Annotated in this window: 23 protein-coding genes; 8 read left to right on the forward strand and 15 right to left on the reverse strand. The window is 36.3% G+C overall.

Annotated elements, in window-relative coordinates:
• Window positions 1–115: 115 nt before the first annotated feature.
• Window positions 116–736, reverse strand: coding sequence for a lysophospholipid acyltransferase family protein (locus A5866_RS05565; protein ID WP_086278928.1), 621 nt, complete (start codon window positions 734–736; stop codon window positions 116–118).
• A gap of 158 nt (window positions 737–894) precedes the next feature.
• Here A5866_RS05565 and A5866_RS05570 point away from each other — a divergent pair, with 158 nt between their 5' ends.
• Genes A5866_RS05570 through A5866_RS05585 form a run of 4 tightly spaced genes read left to right on the forward strand, consistent with a single transcriptional unit; the run spans window position 895 to window position 2805 of the window.
• Complete coding sequence (locus A5866_RS05570; protein ID WP_086444121.1) at window positions 895–1311, forward strand: GNAT family N-acetyltransferase; 417 nt, start codon at window positions 895–897, stop codon at window positions 1309–1311.
• Window positions 1312–1341: 30 nt separating this feature from the next.
• Window positions 1342–2076 (forward strand): tRNA1(Val) (adenine(37)-N6)-methyltransferase, encoded by a 735-nt coding sequence (locus A5866_RS05575; RefSeq protein WP_086444120.1) that lies wholly within the window; start codon window positions 1342–1344, stop codon window positions 2074–2076.
• Window positions 2066–2341: a GIY-YIG nuclease family protein gene (locus A5866_RS05580; RefSeq protein WP_086444119.1), complete on the forward strand. Its 276-nt coding sequence runs from the start codon at window positions 2066–2068 to the stop codon at window positions 2339–2341. Before A5866_RS05575 ends, A5866_RS05580 begins: the two co-directional genes overlap by 11 nt.
• The gene (locus tag A5866_RS05585) at window positions 2332–2805 is read left to right on the forward strand and encodes a GNAT family N-acetyltransferase (RefSeq protein ID WP_086444118.1); all 474 of its coding nucleotides are present in this window, start codon (window positions 2332–2334) and stop codon (window positions 2803–2805) included. Before A5866_RS05580 ends, A5866_RS05585 begins: the two co-directional genes overlap by 10 nt.
• A gap of 43 nt (window positions 2806–2848) precedes the next feature.
• Here A5866_RS05585 and A5866_RS05590 read toward each other — a convergent pair whose 3' ends face one another.
• The 7 genes from A5866_RS05590 to A5866_RS05620 form a co-directional block, all read right to left on the reverse strand.
• Window positions 2849–3526: a low temperature requirement protein A gene (locus A5866_RS05590; protein WP_254907535.1), complete on the reverse strand. Its 678-nt coding sequence runs from the start codon at window positions 3524–3526 to the stop codon at window positions 2849–2851.
• Window positions 3415–3948: a low temperature requirement protein A gene (locus tag A5866_RS05595; RefSeq protein ID WP_254907534.1), complete on the reverse strand. Its 534-nt coding sequence runs from the start codon at window positions 3946–3948 to the stop codon at window positions 3415–3417. Before A5866_RS05595 ends, A5866_RS05590 begins: the two co-directional genes overlap by 112 nt.
• 178 nt (window positions 3949–4126) lie before the next feature.
• Window positions 4127–4675, reverse strand: a complete 549-nt coding sequence (locus tag A5866_RS05600) for a cysteine hydrolase family protein (protein WP_086444117.1) — start codon at window positions 4673–4675, stop codon at window positions 4127–4129.
• 27 nt (window positions 4676–4702) lie between these two features.
• Window positions 4703–5395 (reverse strand): 5'-methylthioadenosine/adenosylhomocysteine nucleosidase, encoded by a 693-nt coding sequence (locus A5866_RS05605; RefSeq protein ID WP_086444116.1) that lies wholly within the window; start codon window positions 5393–5395, stop codon window positions 4703–4705.
• A gap of 16 nt (window positions 5396–5411) precedes the next feature.
• Window positions 5412–5708: a cell wall synthase accessory phosphoprotein MacP gene (gene macP / locus A5866_RS05610; protein ID WP_086444115.1), complete on the reverse strand. Its 297-nt coding sequence runs from the start codon at window positions 5706–5708 to the stop codon at window positions 5412–5414.
• Window positions 5705–6289, reverse strand: coding sequence for an NUDIX hydrolase (locus A5866_RS05615; protein ID WP_086444114.1), 585 nt, complete (start codon window positions 6287–6289; stop codon window positions 5705–5707). Before A5866_RS05615 ends, macP begins: the two co-directional genes overlap by 4 nt.
• A gap of 199 nt (window positions 6290–6488) precedes the next feature.
• On the reverse strand, window positions 6489–7184 hold the full coding sequence (locus tag A5866_RS05620; protein WP_086444113.1) for a hypothetical protein: 696 nt from the start codon (window positions 7182–7184) through the stop codon (window positions 6489–6491).
• 274 nt (window positions 7185–7458) lie between these two features.
• Here A5866_RS05620 and A5866_RS05625 point away from each other — a divergent pair, with 274 nt between their 5' ends.
• Together A5866_RS05625 and A5866_RS05630 are read left to right on the forward strand one after the other, a co-directional pair.
• Complete coding sequence (locus A5866_RS05625) at window positions 7459–8124, forward strand: 5-bromo-4-chloroindolyl phosphate hydrolysis family protein (protein ID WP_176332548.1); 666 nt, start codon at window positions 7459–7461, stop codon at window positions 8122–8124.
• 281 nt (window positions 8125–8405) lie between these two features.
• Window positions 8406–9593, forward strand: a complete 1188-nt coding sequence (locus A5866_RS05630; protein ID WP_086444112.1) for a toxic anion resistance protein — start codon at window positions 8406–8408, stop codon at window positions 9591–9593.
• Window positions 9594–9650: 57 nt separating this feature from the next.
• Here the strand turns inward: A5866_RS05630 and A5866_RS05635 are convergent, their stop codons facing one another.
• From A5866_RS05635 to A5866_RS05660, 6 genes are all read right to left on the reverse strand, one after another.
• Complete coding sequence (locus A5866_RS05635; protein ID WP_086444111.1) at window positions 9651–10802, reverse strand: mannitol-1-phosphate 5-dehydrogenase; 1152 nt, start codon at window positions 10800–10802, stop codon at window positions 9651–9653.
• Window positions 10799–11233 (reverse strand): PTS sugar transporter subunit IIA, encoded by a 435-nt coding sequence (locus tag A5866_RS05640; RefSeq protein ID WP_086278916.1) that lies wholly within the window; start codon window positions 11231–11233, stop codon window positions 10799–10801. Before A5866_RS05640 ends, A5866_RS05635 begins: the two co-directional genes overlap by 4 nt.
• A gap of 1 nt (window position 11234) precedes the next feature.
• The gene (locus A5866_RS05645; protein ID WP_086444110.1) at window positions 11235–13316 is read right to left on the reverse strand and encodes a BglG family transcription antiterminator; all 2082 of its coding nucleotides are present in this window, start codon (window positions 13314–13316) and stop codon (window positions 11235–11237) included.
• A gap of 29 nt (window positions 13317–13345) precedes the next feature.
• Window positions 13346–14791, reverse strand: a complete 1446-nt coding sequence (locus A5866_RS05650) for a PTS mannitol transporter subunit IICB (protein ID WP_086444109.1) — start codon at window positions 14789–14791, stop codon at window positions 13346–13348.
• 291 nt (window positions 14792–15082) lie between these two features.
• Entirely contained in the window at window positions 15083–15388 is a 306-nt protein-coding gene (locus tag A5866_RS05655; protein WP_086444108.1) for a CHY zinc finger protein, read from the reverse strand.
• A 1-nt stretch (window position 15389) separates the two neighbouring features.
• Window positions 15390–15935: a biotin transporter BioY gene (locus A5866_RS05660; protein ID WP_086278912.1), complete on the reverse strand. Its 546-nt coding sequence runs from the start codon at window positions 15933–15935 to the stop codon at window positions 15390–15392.
• A gap of 195 nt (window positions 15936–16130) precedes the next feature.
• Between A5866_RS05660 and A5866_RS05665 the strand changes: the two genes are divergently transcribed.
• Both A5866_RS05665 and A5866_RS05670 read left to right on the forward strand, forming a co-directional pair.
• Complete coding sequence (locus A5866_RS05665; protein ID WP_086444107.1) at window positions 16131–16958, forward strand: NUDIX domain-containing protein; 828 nt, start codon at window positions 16131–16133, stop codon at window positions 16956–16958.
• A 39-nt stretch (window positions 16959–16997) separates the two neighbouring features.
• Complete coding sequence (locus A5866_RS05670) at window positions 16998–17519, forward strand: GNAT family N-acetyltransferase (protein WP_086278911.1); 522 nt, start codon at window positions 16998–17000, stop codon at window positions 17517–17519.
• Window positions 17520–17654: 135 nt separating this feature from the next.
• On the opposite strand, the gene A5866_RS05675 is transcribed toward A5866_RS05670, so the two are convergent.
• Entirely contained in the window at window positions 17655–19523 is a 1869-nt protein-coding gene (locus A5866_RS05675; protein ID WP_086278910.1) for an acyltransferase family protein, read from the reverse strand.
• Between the last annotated feature and the right edge of the window lie 296 nt (window positions 19524–19819).

Genomic DNA, 19819 nt, shown 5'->3' on the forward strand with positions numbered 1-19819 from the left:
ACTGTAAAAAAATTAGGTCTTAACGGGTCTAGATATGATTAATTTGAAACTTGATTAACGATCGAGCTAATCAAAAAAACGAACCAAAACTATGCTTGTTTTGATTCGTTATGTTCTATTCTTGTACTTCGTATTTAAAATCAGGATCGATTTCTTTGTCTAGAGTATCAAAAGAAGCCTGCATTCTACGTTCAACTTCTGCAATCCCCTCTTTATCCATCTTAGCAATATCACTTACATCGATCGGCTCACCAAAACGAACGGTCACACGACGACGTTTAAATAAATCTTTCAATTTTAATGGTCCTTGATATACTGCAGGAACAATTGGCACCTTCGCCATTTTGGCAATCAAGGCAACGCCGCCTTTTAACTCAGACGAATGACGTGTTCCACTTGGAAACATCACTAAACTTAAATCAGTATTTTTTAAGCTTTTCACAGGTGTTTTGATGGCACTTGGACCTGGTTTTTCCCGATCTACTGGGAAAGCATTCGCATGTTTTAAAATAAAACTTAAAAATGGATTCTTAAATAATTCTTTTTTCGCCATAAAACTAAACTTTTTTGGTGATCCGCCAACCGCTAAATATAACGGCTCCCACCATGTTCTATGAGGAGCAACTAAAATAAAATTTTCATTTTGAGGAATACGGTCTTTCTTTTCATAGTGTGCATTGCCGTTGATAATCAATAAAACAACCCGGACAACGCCACGCATAAACGTAAAAAACATAGTCTTCTTCCTTTCTTTTCACTAGCTATAAGTATGCCGAAAACTGTTGCTTTTGACAAGTCTTTTTCATAGGTTTCTTCTGTATCTTAATCGTAGTATAATATAAGGATATCTTATGTTCCATTAAAGAGTGTTATGAAAAACTGGAGGTGCCACCTATGATCGAATTTAAACCACTCGCTATTACGGAAAACGAAGCTTGCCTGTTTGATTTACTTTCTGAAAATCAAGTAGAAGTCAAAAAAGTTCCTGTCGAAGAAAATAGAGTATTTTCCCTAGCACTTTATGATGGTAATCAATATATCGGTGGCATTACAGCGAATAAATGGATGAATGCTACCCATATCTCACTACTAGCACTCAGCAAATCATACCGTCATCAAGGCTATGGTACACAGTTACTAAAAAAAGCCGAAACTTTTGCTAAACAAGAAGGCGCAGCGCTTATCACAATCAATACTCAAGATTATCAAGCAAAAACATTCTATGAAAAACAGGGCTATCACGTTTTTGGACAACTAGCTGATACGCCTTTTGTTGGAACCACAAAATATTATATAGTTAAGCAAATTTAACACAAGAAAAATTAAAGGAATGAATCATACATGTTATTACCAGGCGAACGAATCGATCAACTATTTGCAGATGATATTCAAATCATTCAAAGCAAAGAAGTTTTCTCTTTTTCCATTGATGCTGTCTTACTAGCAAATTTCCCAGCATATCCTAAAAATGGCAATATTGTAGATCTCTGTGCTGGAAATGGAGCCGTTGGTTTATTTGCTAGTCGCAAAACCAATGCAAAAATTACGCAAATCGAGTTGCAAGAGCGTCTAGCGGATATGGGTCAAAGAAGTATTCAACTAAATCAATTGGAAGAGCAACTGTCGATGGTTGAACTGGATTTAAAACAAGCAACTACCTTAATTAAACCAGACTCAGTTGATTTAGTTTTGTGTAATCCACCATATTTCAAAGAGCTGCCTATTAGTCAAAAAAATCCGAATCCTCATTTAGCAATCGCTCGTCATGAGATTCATACTACATTAACCGAAGTCGTTGAAGTCTCTGCAAAACTGCTAAAAACAAATGGCCGTTTAGCAATGGTTCATCGTCCTGATCGCTTTTTAGACATTTTACACGCAATGGAATCTGCCCATATTGCACCCAAACGAGTTCGTTTTGTCTATCCTAAAGTCGGTAAAGAAGCAAATACCTTATTGATTGAAGGAATCAAACAAGGGAAAAAAGACGGCTTTCGGGTTTTACCACCCTTGTTCACGTATGATGAACAAAATAACTACTCACCAGAAATGAAGGCGATGTTGTATGGAAACTGATCATTATTTTTATGTACTGCACTGCAAAGATGATACTTTTTATGGTGGCTACACAACTGATCCCGCGCGACGATTGCAAGAACATAATAGTGGTACAGGGGCAAAATACACACGACTTTCCTCCCGCTTACCTGCTAAAATGATCCATGTCGAAAAATTCACTAGCCGTAGTGATGCGACTAAAGCAGAATATGCTTTTAAAAAATTAACAAGAAAGCATAAAATTGCTTATTTAATAGAGAAAGGAGTAAAAAAATGGCCTTAATCATTCGACCATTCAACAATAATGATGCGACTAAAATTGCCCTACTCTTAAAAAGAAACTTCTTAGAAATAAACAGCAACGACTATCCACTTGTCCAGATGCACAAATTAGCTGCTGAATACACGCCAGAAAAAATTTCTACTCAAGCAATATTTGGTCATACTTATGTAGCTGAAATAAATGGTACTCTAGTCGGTACAGGAACGATTTGTCCATTTTGGAATAGTCAAACGGAAAGTATTATTTTGAGTCTGTTTGTTCAACTAGAATTCCATGGACAAGGGATTGGTTCAGCTATTATGAAGTACCTTGAACAAGATGAATTTTATCTTAGAGCGCATCGCATCGAAGTTCCTGCATCTAGAACTGCCAAAGAATTTTATCTACATTTAGGGTATCAGCTAAAACATGCTGAAGGCATTGAAGATGAGAACGGCTATATTCGGATGGAAAAGCGACGTTAAAAAACCCTCCGTCATTCATTCAACGGAGGATTTTATAGCGCATCTATCTAAGCTCTTGTTTAACTTTATAAAGTAAGAATAGCAGAAATACAATATTAACAAATAAAAATGGTACCATAAAATCTTGTAGTAGTAAACTTGCCACGATCCAAGCTACAAAATACAAGACACTTTTACTATTAAACGGAAGATAGTTATGCTCTCGTTTACTATAAACAACCATATTCACAATGCTTCCACCTAAGAAACATACCAAACTTGCTGCCAAACATAAAATAAAGAATAGCGGTTGAATTTCGCCATTTACATAATTTTCATATAAAACGATCGACAGCCCCAAACCAACAAAAACAAAATAATGAGAATGGATCAATACTAAGCCAGCTGTCGACTTTTTCCGGTCAATCCCTGATTTGTATACAGCATTATAAAAGAGAAACATCACCACAACTAACAGAAAGAACAAAACACTACCAATGCTTATCTTATTAAAGGCAAACGTACTCGCTACAGCAATCACTGCTTCACCAAATAATAATAACGTAAATAAACTATAACGTTCCGTCAAATGACTAAAATTCGTGGGAAAATCTTCTAACGCTTTTTTCATTACAATTGGGAAAAAGGCTGTAATAAAAATTGAAAAAGCATATACGGTAAAGCGAATTGCATAGGTCCCCCAAGGTAAAATGTAATAAAACCGATCAACCCACTTGCACATAAAATAATTGCCAGCTGATAACATAATTTTTTGACCACAAGATCTTCTGTACTTCTCATTTTTAAATAATACTGTAATGCAATGCTAAAAAATAAGATCGATGTAGCTCCGGCAAAAGTAAAATGGGTCTTTTCAAAATCCACATTGATTGATTGAGCCAAAACCATTACCCAGAACATATCAAAAAATAAAAACAATGCACTGGTCTTATTTTTGATAGAAAAGCGATTAGCAAAAACGGTTTGATAGGTCCAAATTGTCCAAAATACCAGCGTCAACATTAAAAATTCACCTAGGCTTTGGAAAGATAACACTTGATTTGCATCAACAAACAAGATTGATGCAATACGACTAATGGCATAAGCAAAAATCAAATCATAAAACAGTTCGAATTCGGAAACCTCTTTTTTTAATACCTGCATTCGATCACGTCCATTCTGATTGATAGTTATCATCGTTTATTTTTATTATAATCGCGTTGGTCTAGTTAATACAAAAATAGTGACTTTTTGTCGTCAAAAAAAGAGCCCTGAAACAAAACTTATCATCAGCTTTGTTTCAGGGCTCTAAATCCGAAAAAGGGGAGAAAAAACGACATTGCTATTCTATTATTTCTGCACCTAAGGTTTGTCTAAAATGGTTCAAAGCCCATTCGTGACCTACTGGATCAAAACTTGCAACCGAATGTTTATGAATCACGATTTTATACCCTAAATTGTACGCATCCACAGCGGTGTGCAATACACAAATATCTGTACAAACACCCACTAAATGAACTTCTGAAATGCCTCTTTCTCGTAAACGAATATCTAGATCAGTTCCACTGAAAGCTGAATAGTGGCGTTTATCGATCCAATAAACATTAGCATTTTTACAACTTTTTTCATAGACTTCTGCAAGTTTCCCATACAGATTTCGACCAGAACTATTCGCAAGATTATGAGGTGGAAACAAAGCATTTTCTGGATGATACGGGTCATTTTGGTCGTGCCTATCAATCGCATAAACAACGAAATCTTTATTTTGAGTAAACGCTTTTGTCACCGTTACGATTGCTTCTTCAATCGCTTGTCCAGCAACTCCCGTGGTCAAAGCGCCTTTTGTCGCAACAAAATCATTCGTATAATCAATCGAAATCAATGCCTTCATTCTAAGACCTCCAATTAATAGACTCGACTAAACAAGATGTTCTACAAAATTAATCACCATTTGAGCTGACTTTTCTCCTGCTTCTTCAATAAATTCATCAAATGTTTGTGACGCTTCATGGTCAGCTGTGTCACTGATTGCTCTAACAACTAAAAATGGAATATTGAATTGTGCCGCTGCTTGAGCGATCGCTGCACCTTCCATTTCACAAGCTAATGCTTCAGGAAATTCGTTGATGATCTCTTTGACCTTTTCTTTGTCATTCACAAATGAATCCCCAGTTACGATCAATCCATGACGGATCGACATACCTGTCTTTTCAGCCGCTTTTTTCATTTCTAATTTTAAATAATCGCTTGATTCATAATATAACGGCATACCTGGTAATTGACCTGGTTTATAGCCAAATCCTGTGACATCTACATCAAAATAAGCTAATTTATCGGCAATCACGACATCGCCTACAGCTAAGCCTTGACCGATACCGCCAGCAGACCCTGTGTTGATCACCATGTTCACACCATACTGATGAATCAATAATGTTGTTGTCACAGCTGATAACACTTTTCCAATACCTGAACGGACAACGATCACTTCATGACGACCTAAAGAACCTGAAACGAATACTGCACCAGCTCTTTCCCAAGAACGCATATCAGATAAGCTCTCTTTTAAAATTTTTACTTCTTGATCCATAGCGCCGATAATTCCAATTTTCATAGAGACATCCTCTTTTCTATAAATTCAATACTATAAATAGTACAATAGCCAACAAAATTGCCACAACAATAATCGCTTTGGTCAGCGTATTACTGCGTTCGCGAATTTTTGTTTGCTCATTTGAGCGTGATTTGGTTATTTCTTTTTGCTTCTTGTGTTCTTTTCGGTAGAAATTCGAGATTTCTTTTTCCTTTTTACGGTACTCTTTATCCGCTTCTTTTTGTTCCTGCTCAAATATTCGTTTTGCGGCCTTTTCTTCTTCTTCTTTTCGTCTCCGTAATTCTGTCCGAGTGACCAGCGGACCTTTACTCATCGTTTATCCTCCTTCAGCAGCTCTTTTAATTGTTGCAGTTCCCAATACTGTACAGCAAATATCGTTTTTGCATCGCAAATCAAGCCACTGGCGATTTCTGCTTTTGCTTCATCCAATGTTAGTGTATATAATTCTAAAACTTCATCATCATCTTGAGGACGAGGATTAGGCACTTTTTCTAAGTCTTCTGCATAATAAATATGAAGGAGTTCATCAGCGAACCCAGGCGAAACGTACATCGACGTTACAAAGGTAAATTTATTAGCCCGATAACCAGTTTCTTCTTCTAATTCCCGTTCTGCTGTTACTTTTGGGTGATGTTGTTCACCAGGATCGATTTTTCCAGCAGGAATCTCTAAAAGAATTTTTTCCATCGGTTTTCTAAATTGTTTGACCATGATCATTTTATGATCGGCTGTAATCGGAATGACTGCAACCGCTCCTGGATGGAAAACCAATTCACGAGTACCAGTTTCTCCATTTGGTAAGCGGACTTCGTCTAAAACAACGTCAATGATCTTACCTTTAAATATTTCTTTTCTAGAAATCGTCTTTTCTTCAAACTCTTCAAAGTTCATCATGCAGTTCACCAATCTTTCTACGGATATATCATACCCTAATTTTGAAATTTTATCACTTATCGGTCTTTTTGTGAATCCTTTATAGATTCTATCGAGGTATTTTTTGAGTTTATTTAATCAATTTAAGAAAAATAGAGAGGAATAAAACTAAGAATCTAGTTTTATCGCTCTCTAAAGATCTTGATCTTCAATCATTTTATTATTTTTCTAATTCGGCTAGAGAGTTCATGATTTTAATTAAATCAGATTCATTATCACTTTTCTTACTATCTAATGTCCAACTGATACATTGTAAATAATGATCTTTCCCTTCCATTAAATCATAGATATAATAAACCTCGACACCATCTTTACTCGCAGTAAACTTACGACGTTCACCTTTTAGTTCATGGTATTTAATCTCTTCTTTTTTTTCATCTTTGATCTCACCTAAATCAGATAGATCAACAGAACTTTTGAAAGCATCAAAGTTGGCAAAATCCTTTTTAGCTTCACTCAATACCATATAGTATTCTTCATTCACCGCATTTTTCAAACTAACATCGGCATTATCACTTAACTCTTTTGCCTCAACAGTTTGCCAGCCATCCGTCAATTCTATTTTAAAATTACCATTTTTAGTCTTGACTACCTCTATCTTGCCCTTAGCCTCTTTTGATGAATCTTGGGTTGTTTCAGTAGCTGTTTTATTCTCATCAACAGTAGCGCTTGTTTTTGTTTTATCGCGTGGTTCATAGAATACTTCATCGTCACTATATGAGCTTGATTCCTCAACGCTAGAACTAGTTTGATCCCGATAAGCATCGAAATCTTCTTCTTCTTCAACTTTACGTCCAGAACAGCCTGTGACCAACAAGCCAACCAACAGTAGTGTCATGATTTTTATTTTCTTCACAATGTTTCTCCTTTTATCCAGATCGTTACCTTTCATTATACCTCACGTTTTTAATTTTTTCTCTTTTTTCTTTTGACTTTTTTGTGAACAATTTAGTTCATTCTACATCTAAAGTAGGAAAAAACACGATTTTGCCTTGTCATTTCTTACATTTTCTCTAAATATCAAAATCAACCTTTGGACTGATATTCTTTCTATATCAGAATGTGCTAAAATAACTTATGTAGCGAAGGTTAACTACTTTCGATGGAATGAATGATTGGAGGGAATTTAAATGAGAAATAGAAACATGTTCATAATAATTGCAGGTTTATTTTTAGTAGGTTTAATTTTGCGCCTTGTCACTGGTATCCATACACCAGTTATTGCTGTGGCTCTTTTGATCCTATTGATTTTATTTTTTGTCGGATCAAAGAAAAAGCCTGGAAAAACAGAAGATCCACTGCCTAACCTTACGAAAACTAAAGAAGAGCATTATGCCAGTTTAGGAATGACCGATCAGGAAATCGATTTTTTCCGTGATACAATGAACATTACCAAGAAACAAATCGTTCAGCTACAAGAGAATATGAATGCCTCTACTAAATTAAGAGCGATCGACTTACGCAATGATACAATAAGAGTTTCAAAAGCATTGTTTAAAGAATTAGTGAAAGAACCAAAAAAATTGCATTTAGCGAATCACTTTCTTTACACTCACCTACCTAACTTAGTTGATTTAACAAGCAAATACTTGGAAATCGATGATCATGAGATCAAAAATAAACAAACTTATGAAAAGTTAGAGGAAAGTGCACAAATCATCGATCAAGTCTCTAAATTGATCAAAAAAGACTATGAACAGTTTGTAGCAGAGGATTTAGAAGACTTAGATGTTGAGATTTCTGTTGCTAAAAATAGCTTAAAAAGAGATAATGAAGGTAACAATCATCAAGAATAATCGTTTTGTTTCACTTTTGCTTTGAAACATGCCAAGAAATACAATAACGTTATGAGCTGATATTGATTGCTCCTGCGATTACTCGCCGTACGAAAAGACTTGGTACAAGGTCAAGATGACTGAAAAGAACGTTGTTGCCAGATGTTACCTAGCTTCACGGGCTAACTCTTCGGGAAAAAGATAAAAATAGTTTGTGGCAAAAAGCACCACAATCGATTTTTCCTATTTTCCTGTCAGAGTTGAACGAGCCCGCTACGCTTTTAAATTTAGGAGGATTCAGAATGGAAAATGACCCAAAAAATGTAACACCAGTGAATGATACACTGGATGATTTATTAAATAATCCCTTTTCAACCCCTGTTGACTCATTGACTACGACTCAACAGAGTGAAATTTCTGCATTACAAGATCAACAAGTTGCTGAACGTTTAGTTGATAAACTACCTGCTGATAGACAAGCTCAAGCAAGAGAGCTTGCTTCAAAAATCGATGTTCAAGATTCGCAAGCAGTTATCACGTATGGATCAGCCGCACAAACAAAGCTAAGTGAATTTTCACAATCAATGTTAAATCATGTACAAGCACAAGATATCGGACCTGTCGGTGATTCATTGACTGATTTGATGTATCGTTTAAGCGAAGCAAACCCTGATCAGCTTAAAGCTGGTGAAGGAAATTTCTTTTCAAAAATGCTTGGAAAAGTTAAACAATCTGTTTTTGAAATCACTGCAAAATACCAAAAAATCGGTGCTCAAATCGATAAAATTTCAATCAAGTTAGATCATGAAAAAAATGGTCTTTTAAAAGACAACTTAATGTTGGATCAATTATATAATAAAAACAAAGACTATTTTGATGCGTTGAATATTTATATTGCTGCTGGAGAATTGAAGATGGAAGAATTACAAACCACCATTATTCCCGAAGCCATGAAAAAAGCTGAAGTCTCAGGCGATCAGATGGATGTTCAAATTGCAAATGACTACACCCAATTTTTAGATCGTTTAGATAAACGAACACACGACTTACGTTTGGCACGTCAAATCACGATCCAACAAGCACCACAAATTCGTTTGATCCAAAATACAAACCAAGCATTGGCAGAAAAAATCCAAGCGTCAATCAATACTGCCATCCCACTGTGGAAAAACCAAGTGGTCATTGCTTTAACACTCTTACGTCAAAAAGATGCTGTTACAGCACAACGCCAAGTTTCTGAAACAACCAATGACCTATTGAAGAAAAATTCTGAAATGCTTAAAATCTCTGCCATCGAAACTGCTAAAGAAAATGAGCGTGGTATCGTTGACATTGATACATTACAAAAAACACAAAATGATTTAGTTGAAACAATTCAAGAAACCCTAAGAATTCAGCAAGAAGGTAAAGAAAAACGTCGTGCAGCTGAAATTGAATTAGGACATATGGAAGAAGATTTGAAGAGTAAATTATTAGAATTAACTCAATAACGATAAATATAAGCGTGAGGCAAAACTAAAGATAAGTTTTGTCTCACGCTTATATCTTTAGACTAATTCATGATAAGATGTGCGAATTTTTTCAAATAATTTTGTATATGGTTTTAATCCAGTGTACTGTTCAATCGCTTGATCCAATCCCTGCTCTTTAATCGCCTCTTGCAATGCGCATGCTTCGGCATCTGTTGGCTCTTCAAATTTCATTGCTGCCGCAATCGCAATCGCCAACGCTTTTGGTGTTTCATTAAAAGCTTCCACAAATTGTCTCGCCGGTTGAATAAACCGATCATTTTCGCCAATTTTCCTAATTGGCGAGCGGCCGACGCGAGTTACATAATCTGAAACATAGGGATTTTTAAAACGTTCAATAATTTTATCGATATACGCTTGGTGCTCTTGGTGGGAAAATTGAAATTTTTTTTCTAATAACGCCCCCGTCTCCTCCAAAGCACTACGTACGATAAAGAGCACTTTTTCATTATGGATCGCATCTTCAATTGATTCTATATCTCGCATATGCCCAAAGTAGGCTGTCACAGCATGACCTGTATTAACGGTAAATAGTTTCCGCTCAATATAAGGCGTTAGATCTGGCACATAGTTTAATCCGGCGATTTTTGGTGCATTACTTTTATTCATAGGCGCTTCTACTACCCATTCATAAAATGGCTCTACCGTTACAGTTAAAGGATTTTTATGATGCTGGTTTGGTACGATCCGATCTACCGCAGAATTAGGAAACGCAACAAATTCATTCGCATATTCTTTAGCCTCAGTAGATAAAAGTGGCAACACGGCTGATCGAATAATTTCAGAGCCCCCAATCATATTTTCACAAGCAATCACAGTCAAATAGTCTTGCTCATTTTTTCTTAGCTCGATCCCTTTGGCAATGATTTCTGCCAATTTTGGTAAAATTGTTGGCCCGACCGCAGTTGTTATTATCTCGGCTTTGCTAATATAAGTCGCTAACTCTTCAGTTTCAGTTATACTATTAACGGCCTTGATTCCTTGAACAGTAAATTGTTCTTGTTCCTCATTTGCCAAAATAACCTCATATTCTCCTTGTTCATTGATCTGAGCTACGATTGCTTCATTCACATCAGCAAATACCAGTTTATAACCTGCTTGAACCAACAACCACCCAATAAATCCTCGCCCAATATTACCAGCACCAAAATGAACAGCTAATTTTGTCATGCGATCACCTCTTCTTTAAACAGATCGATAATTTCTGCTTTGGTCCCAGCAGCAATCAATTGATGTACGTTCTCCATCTCGGCACAAACTAATGCAATACTAGATAAAAGCGCTAAGTGTTCATCCCCTAAGCCTGCGATTCCAATAATCAATCGCACTTGATTTCCGTCAAAATCCACACCTTCCGGTACTTGTAAAACAACGATCCCAGATTGCTTGATCAACGATTTTGAATCGTCGGTTCCATGAGGGATTGCTACCATATTGCCGATATAAGTAGTTGTTAGACGATCGCGTTCAATCATCTTTTCAACATAATCAACCGATACATATCCCTGATTCGATAATTGTTTTCCTGCTGCTTGGATAGCTTCGTTTTTATTTGAAAAATGTTGTTGTAATAATATATCGTCTTTTTTTAATGTCATCATATTATTTTTTCCTCATTTCTAAATAAGATAATAATTTTTGAACAAAATAGGATGTGATTTCTTCGTTCGCTCCATGTTCCAAAAGTTGGATCATTTGTTGATCGTCTACAAATAAGGTGCTGATATAGCTGATCATTTCTAAGCCTTCTTGTGAAAATTTCTCAGGAACTAAAAGTAAAATAATTCGATCAACAGGCATTCTTGTATGATCCATTGTTTCAATGAGAATAGACTGCTCTAATGAAAACAATTGAAAAAAGGGTTCTTTGATTGATTCATTGCGAGCGTGGAACAGTCCAATTTTTGTATCTGGAATGCCAAAAGCTTTCCAATTCCCATCATGTAAAAAAGTACTGACTAATGACTCTACATTTAATCCTGGCGCTTTTTCTAACAATTGCGTACAAATAACTCGAACCGTATCTTCCATCGTTCCTACATTTTCATTTAACTTAGAATAGTTAAAGTTCTTTAAAATTGCTAAAACGATTGATGTGAACATTTTCTGCTGTTCTAAAAAATGAGTGGCTTCCAGCAAGGTTAGCTGCACTGCTTGCTCTTCTTGGGCAATTTTTTTATGATACCCACTGTGTAAACTTTTCAAAAAAACACTGATTTGTGAAAGTTCTCTTTCCGTCAAAATAGGTGAAACTAAAAAATAATCAAAATCTACCTGACCTAGATCGATCGTAGAAATAATGACAGTGTATTTACCTTCAGCTTTCCTTTTCCCTAACTCAAATAAAGAGACTGTTTCTAATTTTTTTAATTGAGGAATTCGTTGCCGTAATCGAGTAACAAGCATCCTAGAGGTGCCAATGCCACTAGCGCACACAACCAACCCAGAAAAACTGTTTTCACTTTCTAATTGCAACAACACTGCCCCAAAATGTAATACTAAATACCCGATTTCTTCATCTGGTACCGTCTTGTCTTGATAGACTTGATCAAATGCTCGTCTGACTACTTTAAACAAAGCTTCATAGTCTTGCTTGATTGATTGAATCAAGGGATTGTAAATACGCATACCTTGTTTTAATCGTCTTAACGTTGGGCGTAAATGAGCGATCAATCCTTTTGTTAAAAGCTCTTTTGGTAATTTTTGACCTAATTCTGCTTCAACGTTTGCAATTAATTTTTTGACGAACATCATGATTTCCAGTTCTTCATTTTCCAAGTTATATACTGTACTTTCAGTGCTTTTAACCCCTCTCAGATGCGTCGTAACATAGGCCGCTTCACCATCTGGTACGAATTCTGCTTCCATATCCAAAATATCAGCTAACATATTTTTGGCTACTGTAAACTCGGGGTATTGTGTCATTTTTTCACCAGTGCCATTGGGTTGGATAAAATTACCTGCGATCATTCGTTCAACTGAAATCGAAATATGCACGATCAAATTCGCATAAGCTTCATCATTGATTCCCTCTATATTGTTATTGCGCCAGCTTTTAACACTGCACTCCACTTTTTTTAATAACGTTTCACTAACTAAATCGAGTAAACGATCTTCCACCCATTCGTTCGTGGTATGATCTCGAGATTTTTCTTGGAAAAATTTTAGTAAACGATAATCTGGAAATTGCTGCCCAAAAAGCTCGCTCATCAACTGTCTTTTTTGCACTTCATTCGCTTTTAGAGAGACACCAAATCCTCTTCTTCTTTCAATTTTGACTGTATTTGGTAATCGTTCTTCAATTTTAGTTAGATCATTACTAATTGTTGAAATCGTAACACTTAAATCATTAGCTAGTCCGACTAATTTTACTGACTCTTCTTTTAAAAGAACTTTAAGAATTTTCTGTTGGCGTTCTTCTGGACTATAATCGTTATAAGATAAATCCATCAATTGCCAACGGAAGCGTTGCTTATCAGAATCAAGACCTACTAAGGATAAAATTCCATGCTCTTTTGCTAACGTAAGTTGATAAGAAGTCAGTGTACTTTCGACTTCCTTTAAATCACGTCGAATGGTTCGATGACTAACACTTAGATCTTCTGCTAGTTCGTTGATTGAAACAGAACGATTACTTGTTAACAGCTGTTCCATGATTAGTCGAGCTCGTGCTGAAAGATACATGGAATTCTCCTCTCTAACTCTTTTAGTTGTTAAACAGATGTTTTAACAACTAATATTTTTTCAACTAATTCATCATAGCGATCACTGCTTAAGAAATTATCAACAGACACATGATACGCCTTAGGTAATTTTTCCTTTGCTCGCGAAGTTAAGTCCTTATGGGTTACAACAATATCCGCATCTTCAGGTAATTGTGCGATAGCAGAGTTGATCACCTCGATTGATAACCCAGCTTTTTTCACTTTGATTCGTAAAACAGACGCGCCCATCGCACTTGACCCCATTCCTGCATCACAAGCAAAAATAATTTTTTTCGTATGCGCAAGCGTTTCAGCAGTATCACTGATTTTTTCAGCAGACGAAAAGCTACTTTGAACTTCTGGTACTAATGTCTTACGACCTTTTAAAGCACTTGCCTTTTCAGAAGCATCTTCAATCGTAGTATCCGTTGCTTTTGATGTTTTCAAGACAACGGAAGAAATCGCAAATGAGACGCTCGTCGCCACTATAATTCCTGCCAATACACCTATATAACTATCACGAGGTGTCATTGCTAAAATTGCAAAGATGCTACCAGGTGAAGCTGGAGCTACTAATCCAGCATTAAATAATAAAAACGTCATTACACCTGCCATTCCACCACCGATTGCTGAAAGAATCAAAACAGGTTTCATCAAAATATATGGAAAATAAATTTCATGAATACCACCTAAAAAATGGATAATAATCGCGCCAGGTGCCGTTTGTTTAGCGCTACCTCGACCAAAGATCGTATAGGCCAACAAAATACCTAATCCTGGTCCAGGATTTGATTCTAATAAAAATAACACTGAGCGCCCTGTTTCGGCTGCTTGTTCAATAGCAATTGGACTGATTACACCATGATTGATGGCATTATTTAAAAAGAGCACTTTAGCTGGCTCAACGAAAATACTTGCTAATGGCAACAATGAGTTTTCAACTAAGAAACCCACTCCAGTTGCCAAGAAATTATTCAATGCTTCAACTGCAGGACCTACAATCAAAAATGCAATAATGGCTAAAATAGAGGACAAAATCCCTGATGAAAAGTTATTGACCAGCATTTCAAAACCTGGTTTGATTTTCCCATCGACAAGTTCATCAAATTTTTTAATACAATATGCACCAGCAGGCCCTACGATCATCGCTCCTAAGAACATAGGAATCTCTGCACCTGTAATCACGCCCATTGTAACCATTGCACCAACGACTCCACCGCGAATATCATAAACCAAGCGCCCACCTGTAAAACCTATCAAGATCGGCAATAAATAGGTGATCGTCGGCCCTGTTATTTCATTTAATTGTTCATTTGGAAACCAACCTGTTGGAATAAATAAAGCGGTCAAGATTCCCCAAGCAATAAATGCCCCGATATTGGGCATGATCATTCCACTAAGAAAACTGCCGAATTGTTGAACTTTCACTTTTAAATTACCTTGTGTTTGTTCCATTTTTTTCCTCCTTCTTCTTATAACAAGAAAAATGTTGAGTCATCGATCTGCGCAGATCTTCTCAGACAACCCTTCGTTGTCTTTTACATTGTAAACGCTCACTAAAGATGATTCAAGAAGATGAAAATTCGGTTTTGTCCAAAGGCGTTGGACAAAACTTGAACAAGATATCTTGCTCATGAATTGAATGAGTTTAAACTTTTTAAAGACAACAAAAAAGTCGACCAAAACGAAACATCCGTTTTGATTGACTCTTTAAATCCGAATTATCTTTTCAATGCTCTATTCCTGTTAACTAAAATAAATTTGACTATGCAATGCGCAGTTGGGGTTAAATAAGTGCCCACAATTTACACATTTAGCATGTGTTTTATATTCCATTGCACTTAGTTCCGTACGGCAAGAACCACAAAGAACGATTTTTTCATTTGAAACTGGCCAAGCAGAGAAAAGATGATCTTCCTGCTCATCATGGCACTGAAAACAAGCGTAATACTTTTTACAAGAGTAACATTTATTTGCCACTATATCGACTGATGAACTATAGTGAACACACCGTCCTTCATGATCGATCGTCGCTCCATATAGTTTCACCATATTAGTTTCTCCTTTGATCGAACGATTTTGATATTCTTTGTGCTATAAAAGCAGTCAAAAATGCTTTGATCGTATCTCCAGGAATAAACGCTAGATTTGCCATCAAACTTTTAGACAAACTCATATCAGATAAAATACTCATCCCGACTGCTCCACAAAAATCAATAAACAATGCACCAAAAAGGAGGGTAATTCCAAATCCCCAGAAAATATTTTGATTATAAGGATTGACCCTTTCACTAGCCCAGCCTATCAAAAAAGTCGCAAATGGATAAGCAAAAAGGTAGCCTGCTGTGATACCGAGAAAAACAGCGATTCCCCCTCTTCCTCCAGCTAAAATAGGAAAACCAATCGCAACAAGTAGTAAAAACAGTAAGGTTGCAATCGTTCCATTTTTCTTACCGAGTAGCAATCCACTTAACATAAAGCCAGCATTTTGGATCACGATCGGTACTGGTAATAAACCAAGCGGTATCGGTGGGAAAAAGCCTAAAACAATAATAATGCTGATCATAATAGCAATTCTCGTGATATCTTTTGTTTTCATTTGTTCTCTCCAAACGTAAAATAATATTTTGTCTCTATAAAATACTATTTAAGAGCACAATTGTCAACCTCTATATAAAAAAAGTTAACCACAAAACTTTATTTTAAGTGTTATCAGTCTTTAGTTGTTTTTCCTGTTGATAATGATACAATAAAGTACAAAGTACTTTTATCGGATGTAGAGAGGATGAGCAACTTGACACACTTTAGGTCAAAGGAAGCGGAAAAGCAATATTATGAACAAGAAGCTAGCGAAACTGAGTTTTTAAAATGGTATCACCAACAAGAACTTCCTGAATATGAAAAGCCTTCTCTGACTGTAGATATTGTTTTAATGTGCTATAACAAAGAAGAAGATCAACTTAAAATACTGCTGATTAACAGAAAAGGACATCCTTATAGAAATTCTTGGGCCTTACCTGGTGGATTCGTCAATAGAAATGAATCAACTGGAGAAAGTGTTTTACGGGAGACAAAAGAAGAAACTGGCGTGGTTATTTCTAAAGAAAATATCGAACAACTTCATAGTTTCAGTCGGCCGGATCGAGATCCTCGCGGCTGGGTCGTAACCGTTAGTTATCTCGCTTTTATTGGTGAAGAACCATTGATTGCAGGAGATGATGCTAAAGAAGTCCGCTGGTTTACAATGGAGCGGAAAGAAAACACACTGGCTCTTACCAATGGCGATGTAGAAATCATTTTGGATTTACAGACAGGTGCTTCAACTGGGAAAGATACTTTAGCTTTCGACCACAGTGAAATTATTCTGAAAGCTTTCAATCGAGTGGCGAATAAAATGGAACATGATCCTCAGGTATTGCAAGTTTTAGGGAAAGATTTTACGATCACAGAAGCTCGCAAAGTATTTGCAAAGTTTTCTGGTATTGATTATAAAACAATCGACCACTCAAACTTTAAAAAAGCCATGCTTCATCATTTTGAAGAAATTGGAGAACGTCCGGTAGGTATTGGTCGCCCTTCAAAAATTTATCAGCTAAAACCTGAAAACTCTGTTAAAAAATAATATCTCCTCACATAGTTACGGTGAAGAAAGGCGGATGAAATGGTCGTTTATTTAAGAAAAGCTGAAGCAACTGATCTAGTTAACATCATGGAAATTATTGCTGCTGCGAGACAAATGCTCCATGACAAAAATATTCCTCAATGGCAAAATGGTGAAGGACCTAATGAAGAACAGTTGAAACAAGATATCGTTTTACACCAGTGTTATGTCTTGATCGTCGATCAACAAATTGCAGGTCTGGGCATCCTTTCAACAAGTCCTGAACCGCCATATGAACAAATAAAAAATGGGCAATGGCAACAGACTCCTGGAAGCTATTCAGCGATTCACAGAGTCGCTCTTGATCCTACCTACCAAGGGAAAGGATTAGCATTGCTTTTAATGAATCTATTGATTACGACATCTAGATTGAATGGATACCTTGATATTCGCATCGATACCCATCCAGAAAATAAAACAATGCAACAATTGATTCAAAAAGCTGGTTTCACTTATTGCGGTGACATTTTACTGCCAGTAGCTGATGGCGAACGATTAGCTTATCAATTGGTATTGACTTAACTATAAAAAGCCTAAAACAAACAATTCAATCGTTTGTTTTAGGCTTAATTCGTCTCTTACTTTCTTCTTTTCTCTCTAGTAAAAGTTATCTCAGCAGATGTATTGTTAGTTAGGACGTTGCAGCTTTACCTGACGCTATTTCACTAACTGTTTTGCAATAAAACTTGAGTATTTTACTTGTCCGTCTACATTCGGATGAACTCGGTCATCATAAAACCATTCCTCATGCTCATTACTGTAGCCGTACCAGTCAATAACGACTAGATTTTTGTACTTCTTCTTCATTGTTTCGAGCATTCCATTGACTTCATTTTGCCATCTACGAGTAGGAACGCGAACGTTGATCCAAAAGACCTTGCGTTTTGAACCGATTGCTGTCATGAATTCATCAAATTGCGCTTCGGTAAATGATCCATTAGTCCCAAGACCAACTAAAACATTATCTTTCAATAATTGTTCTTTCTCTAGTTTTTCAATGACTGGTGTACTGGTATATAATTGTCTCCCTACTTCACCATCTACGATCATCTTAGGAAAAATCTCTTGTAATCCTGCAGCTGCATCTAAGATAACAGAATCACCGAAAGCTGTAACGTCCATCTCTTTGGCTTTCTTCGCTTCTTCAGCAGTTAAATCAAAATTCGCCTCTGACTCTGGCGTTGCCGCTTTTGTCGAATCGGTCGTTCTGCCTTCGTTTTTGGCTTTTTCTTCTGCTTTTCTCTGTTCTGCTTTCTTTTTGTTTGCTTCAATATTTTTTTGTAGTTGTTGCTGTTCTGCAGTAACTTCATTGGAAGGCGCAACAGCTAGAGCAAAGAGTGCAAAACAAGATAAAACAACACTGATCAAAGCCGTCACTTTAGCCACTGTAAACCATGGTTTGCGGAAAAAATCTTTGATAGCAAACCACGTATACTGATAATAAAATTTGCCCAATGGTTTCTCGATAAATCGATAGGATAATTCACTAATACCTAAAATCAAAGCAATCTCGATCAAAGAATGCAACAACACATGATCACTTAAATTTTTGATTTTAGCTTCATAAAAAATCATGACTGGGAACTGATACAAATAAATTCCGTAACTTCTTTTTCCAAACCAGGTGAAAACAGGATTTGTCAGCCAACGATTTAAATCGGCGCCTGGATGAGCTGTAACTGCCACTAGAATCGTTGCAAAAATACTGACAATAAACATTCCACCATAATAGACAAAAGCCAGATGGTCTGCTAAAAATAGGAAGGAAAGCAGTAAGACAACCAAGGAGGTAATTCCAACGCCATTCAGTAAATTTTTAGCCTTTATCGGTATTTCTTCTTTCAGACGGAAACTTGGCCAAACAAAGGCCAGCCCACTTCCCATTAAAATCGAAAATAATCTTGTGTCTGTTCCATAATAAACTCTTGTCGGGTCGGCACCAGGAGTATACAAAACTGCCATCAAAATACCAGATCCAACAGCCGCTGCCATGATCAAACCAAAAATTTTACCACTATGTTTCACATACTTTTTTAGTACAATAAATAACAACGGCCAAATCAAATAATTCTGTGCTTCAACTGCAAGAGACCAAATATGTGTAAATGGTGACTGGGTGGTAAATCGATCAAAATAAGAAAATCCTTTAAAAATTTGCCACCAATTATTATAGTACAAGACACTACTGGCGACTACACTACGTAAATTATTGAGTAAGTCTTGCTGGAAAAAAACAATATAGGCTGAAGCTGCTACCAGCATGGCGACTAAGCCTGGATAAAGCCGTTTCATACGACGAATATAAAAGCTTTTAACATCGATTGCTTCAGTTTGTAACCATTCTTGCCTTAGTAAATCAGTAATTAAATAACCAGATACTGCAAAAAAAATAGGGACACCTAAATAGCCCCCATGCATTATATTAGGGAACAAATGATACAGAATCACGCCGACGACCGCAATAGTTCGTATTCCATCGAACCCGGTAATATAACGGCGATTTTCTAACCTTTTCTTATTATTCATTTATATTTTCCAACTTTACTAATATTCTTTTTTATATTTCGAGTAATTTTTAACAAAGGAACATGATTTTAAAAATGATAGACGATAGAAAAAATAAGTCTTATTTGACCCGAAAAAGGTGGTCTGTTGAAGTGTTAAAAAAATTCTATCTGGGCTCATGTTCTTTGACGGTCGGTGTTTTTCTGACCGATTTAATGTAGTAAGTTAAATATACGTTCTTTCCAGACAAATGGCAAGAACTCTCTCTCCTATTTTCCATTTTTTAAGTAAATTTTAGACATTCTTTTGAAATAAAA

This window comes from Enterococcus sp. 12C11_DIV0727 (assembly GCF_002148425.2).
Lineage (GTDB): Bacteria > Bacillota > Bacilli > Lactobacillales > Enterococcaceae > Enterococcus_L > Enterococcus_L lemimoniae.

Excerpts from the sequence above, each read along its gene's own strand:
- A5866_RS05565 (WP_086278928.1), bottom strand. The coding sequence starts at position 736 with ATGTTTTTTACGTTTATGCGTGGCGTTGTCCGGGTTGTTTTATTGATT.
- A5866_RS05570 (WP_086444121.1), top strand. The coding sequence starts at position 895 with ATGATCGAATTTAAACCACTCGCTATTACGGAAAACGAAGCTTGCCTG.
- A5866_RS05575 (WP_086444120.1), top strand. The coding sequence starts at position 1,342 with ATGTTATTACCAGGCGAACGAATCGATCAACTATTTGCAGATGATATT.
- A5866_RS05580 (WP_086444119.1), top strand. The coding sequence starts at position 2,066 with ATGGAAACTGATCATTATTTTTATGTACTGCACTGCAAAGATGATACT.
- A5866_RS05585 (WP_086444118.1), top strand. The coding sequence starts at position 2,332 with ATGGCCTTAATCATTCGACCATTCAACAATAATGATGCGACTAAAATT.
- A5866_RS05590 (WP_254907535.1), bottom strand. The coding sequence starts at position 3,526 with ATGTGCAAGTGGGTTGATCGGTTTTATTACATTTTACCTTGGGGGACC.
- A5866_RS05595 (WP_254907534.1), bottom strand. The coding sequence starts at position 3,948 with ATGCAGGTATTAAAAAAAGAGGTTTCCGAATTCGAACTGTTTTATGAT.
- A5866_RS05600 (WP_086444117.1), bottom strand. The coding sequence starts at position 4,675 with ATGAAGGCATTGATTTCGATTGATTATACGAATGATTTTGTTGCGACA.
- A5866_RS05605 (WP_086444116.1), bottom strand. The coding sequence starts at position 5,395 with ATGAAAATTGGAATTATCGGCGCTATGGATCAAGAAGTAAAAATTTTA.
- macP (WP_086444115.1), bottom strand. The coding sequence starts at position 5,708 with ATGAGTAAAGGTCCGCTGGTCACTCGGACAGAATTACGGAGACGAAAA.
- A5866_RS05615 (WP_086444114.1), bottom strand. The coding sequence starts at position 6,289 with ATGATGAACTTTGAAGAGTTTGAAGAAAAGACGATTTCTAGAAAAGAA.
- A5866_RS05625 (WP_176332548.1), top strand. The coding sequence starts at position 7,459 with ATGAGAAATAGAAACATGTTCATAATAATTGCAGGTTTATTTTTAGTA.
- A5866_RS05630 (WP_086444112.1), top strand. The coding sequence starts at position 8,406 with ATGGAAAATGACCCAAAAAATGTAACACCAGTGAATGATACACTGGAT.
- A5866_RS05635 (WP_086444111.1), bottom strand. The coding sequence starts at position 10,802 with ATGACAAAATTAGCTGTTCATTTTGGTGCTGGTAATATTGGGCGAGGA.
- A5866_RS05640 (WP_086278916.1), bottom strand. The coding sequence starts at position 11,233 with ATGATGACATTAAAAAAAGACGATATATTATTACAACAACATTTTTCA.
- A5866_RS05645 (WP_086444110.1), bottom strand. The coding sequence starts at position 13,316 with ATGTATCTTTCAGCACGAGCTCGACTAATCATGGAACAGCTGTTAACA.
- A5866_RS05650 (WP_086444109.1), bottom strand. The coding sequence starts at position 14,791 with ATGGAACAAACACAAGGTAATTTAAAAGTGAAAGTTCAACAATTCGGC.
- A5866_RS05655 (WP_086444108.1), bottom strand. The coding sequence starts at position 15,388 with ATGGTGAAACTATATGGAGCGACGATCGATCATGAAGGACGGTGTGTT.
- A5866_RS05660 (WP_086278912.1), bottom strand. The coding sequence starts at position 15,935 with ATGAAAACAAAAGATATCACGAGAATTGCTATTATGATCAGCATTATT.
- A5866_RS05670 (WP_086278911.1), top strand. The coding sequence starts at position 16,998 with ATGGTCGTTTATTTAAGAAAAGCTGAAGCAACTGATCTAGTTAACATC.
- A5866_RS05675 (WP_086278910.1), bottom strand. The coding sequence starts at position 19,523 with ATGAATAATAAGAAAAGGTTAGAAAATCGCCGTTATATTACCGGGTTC.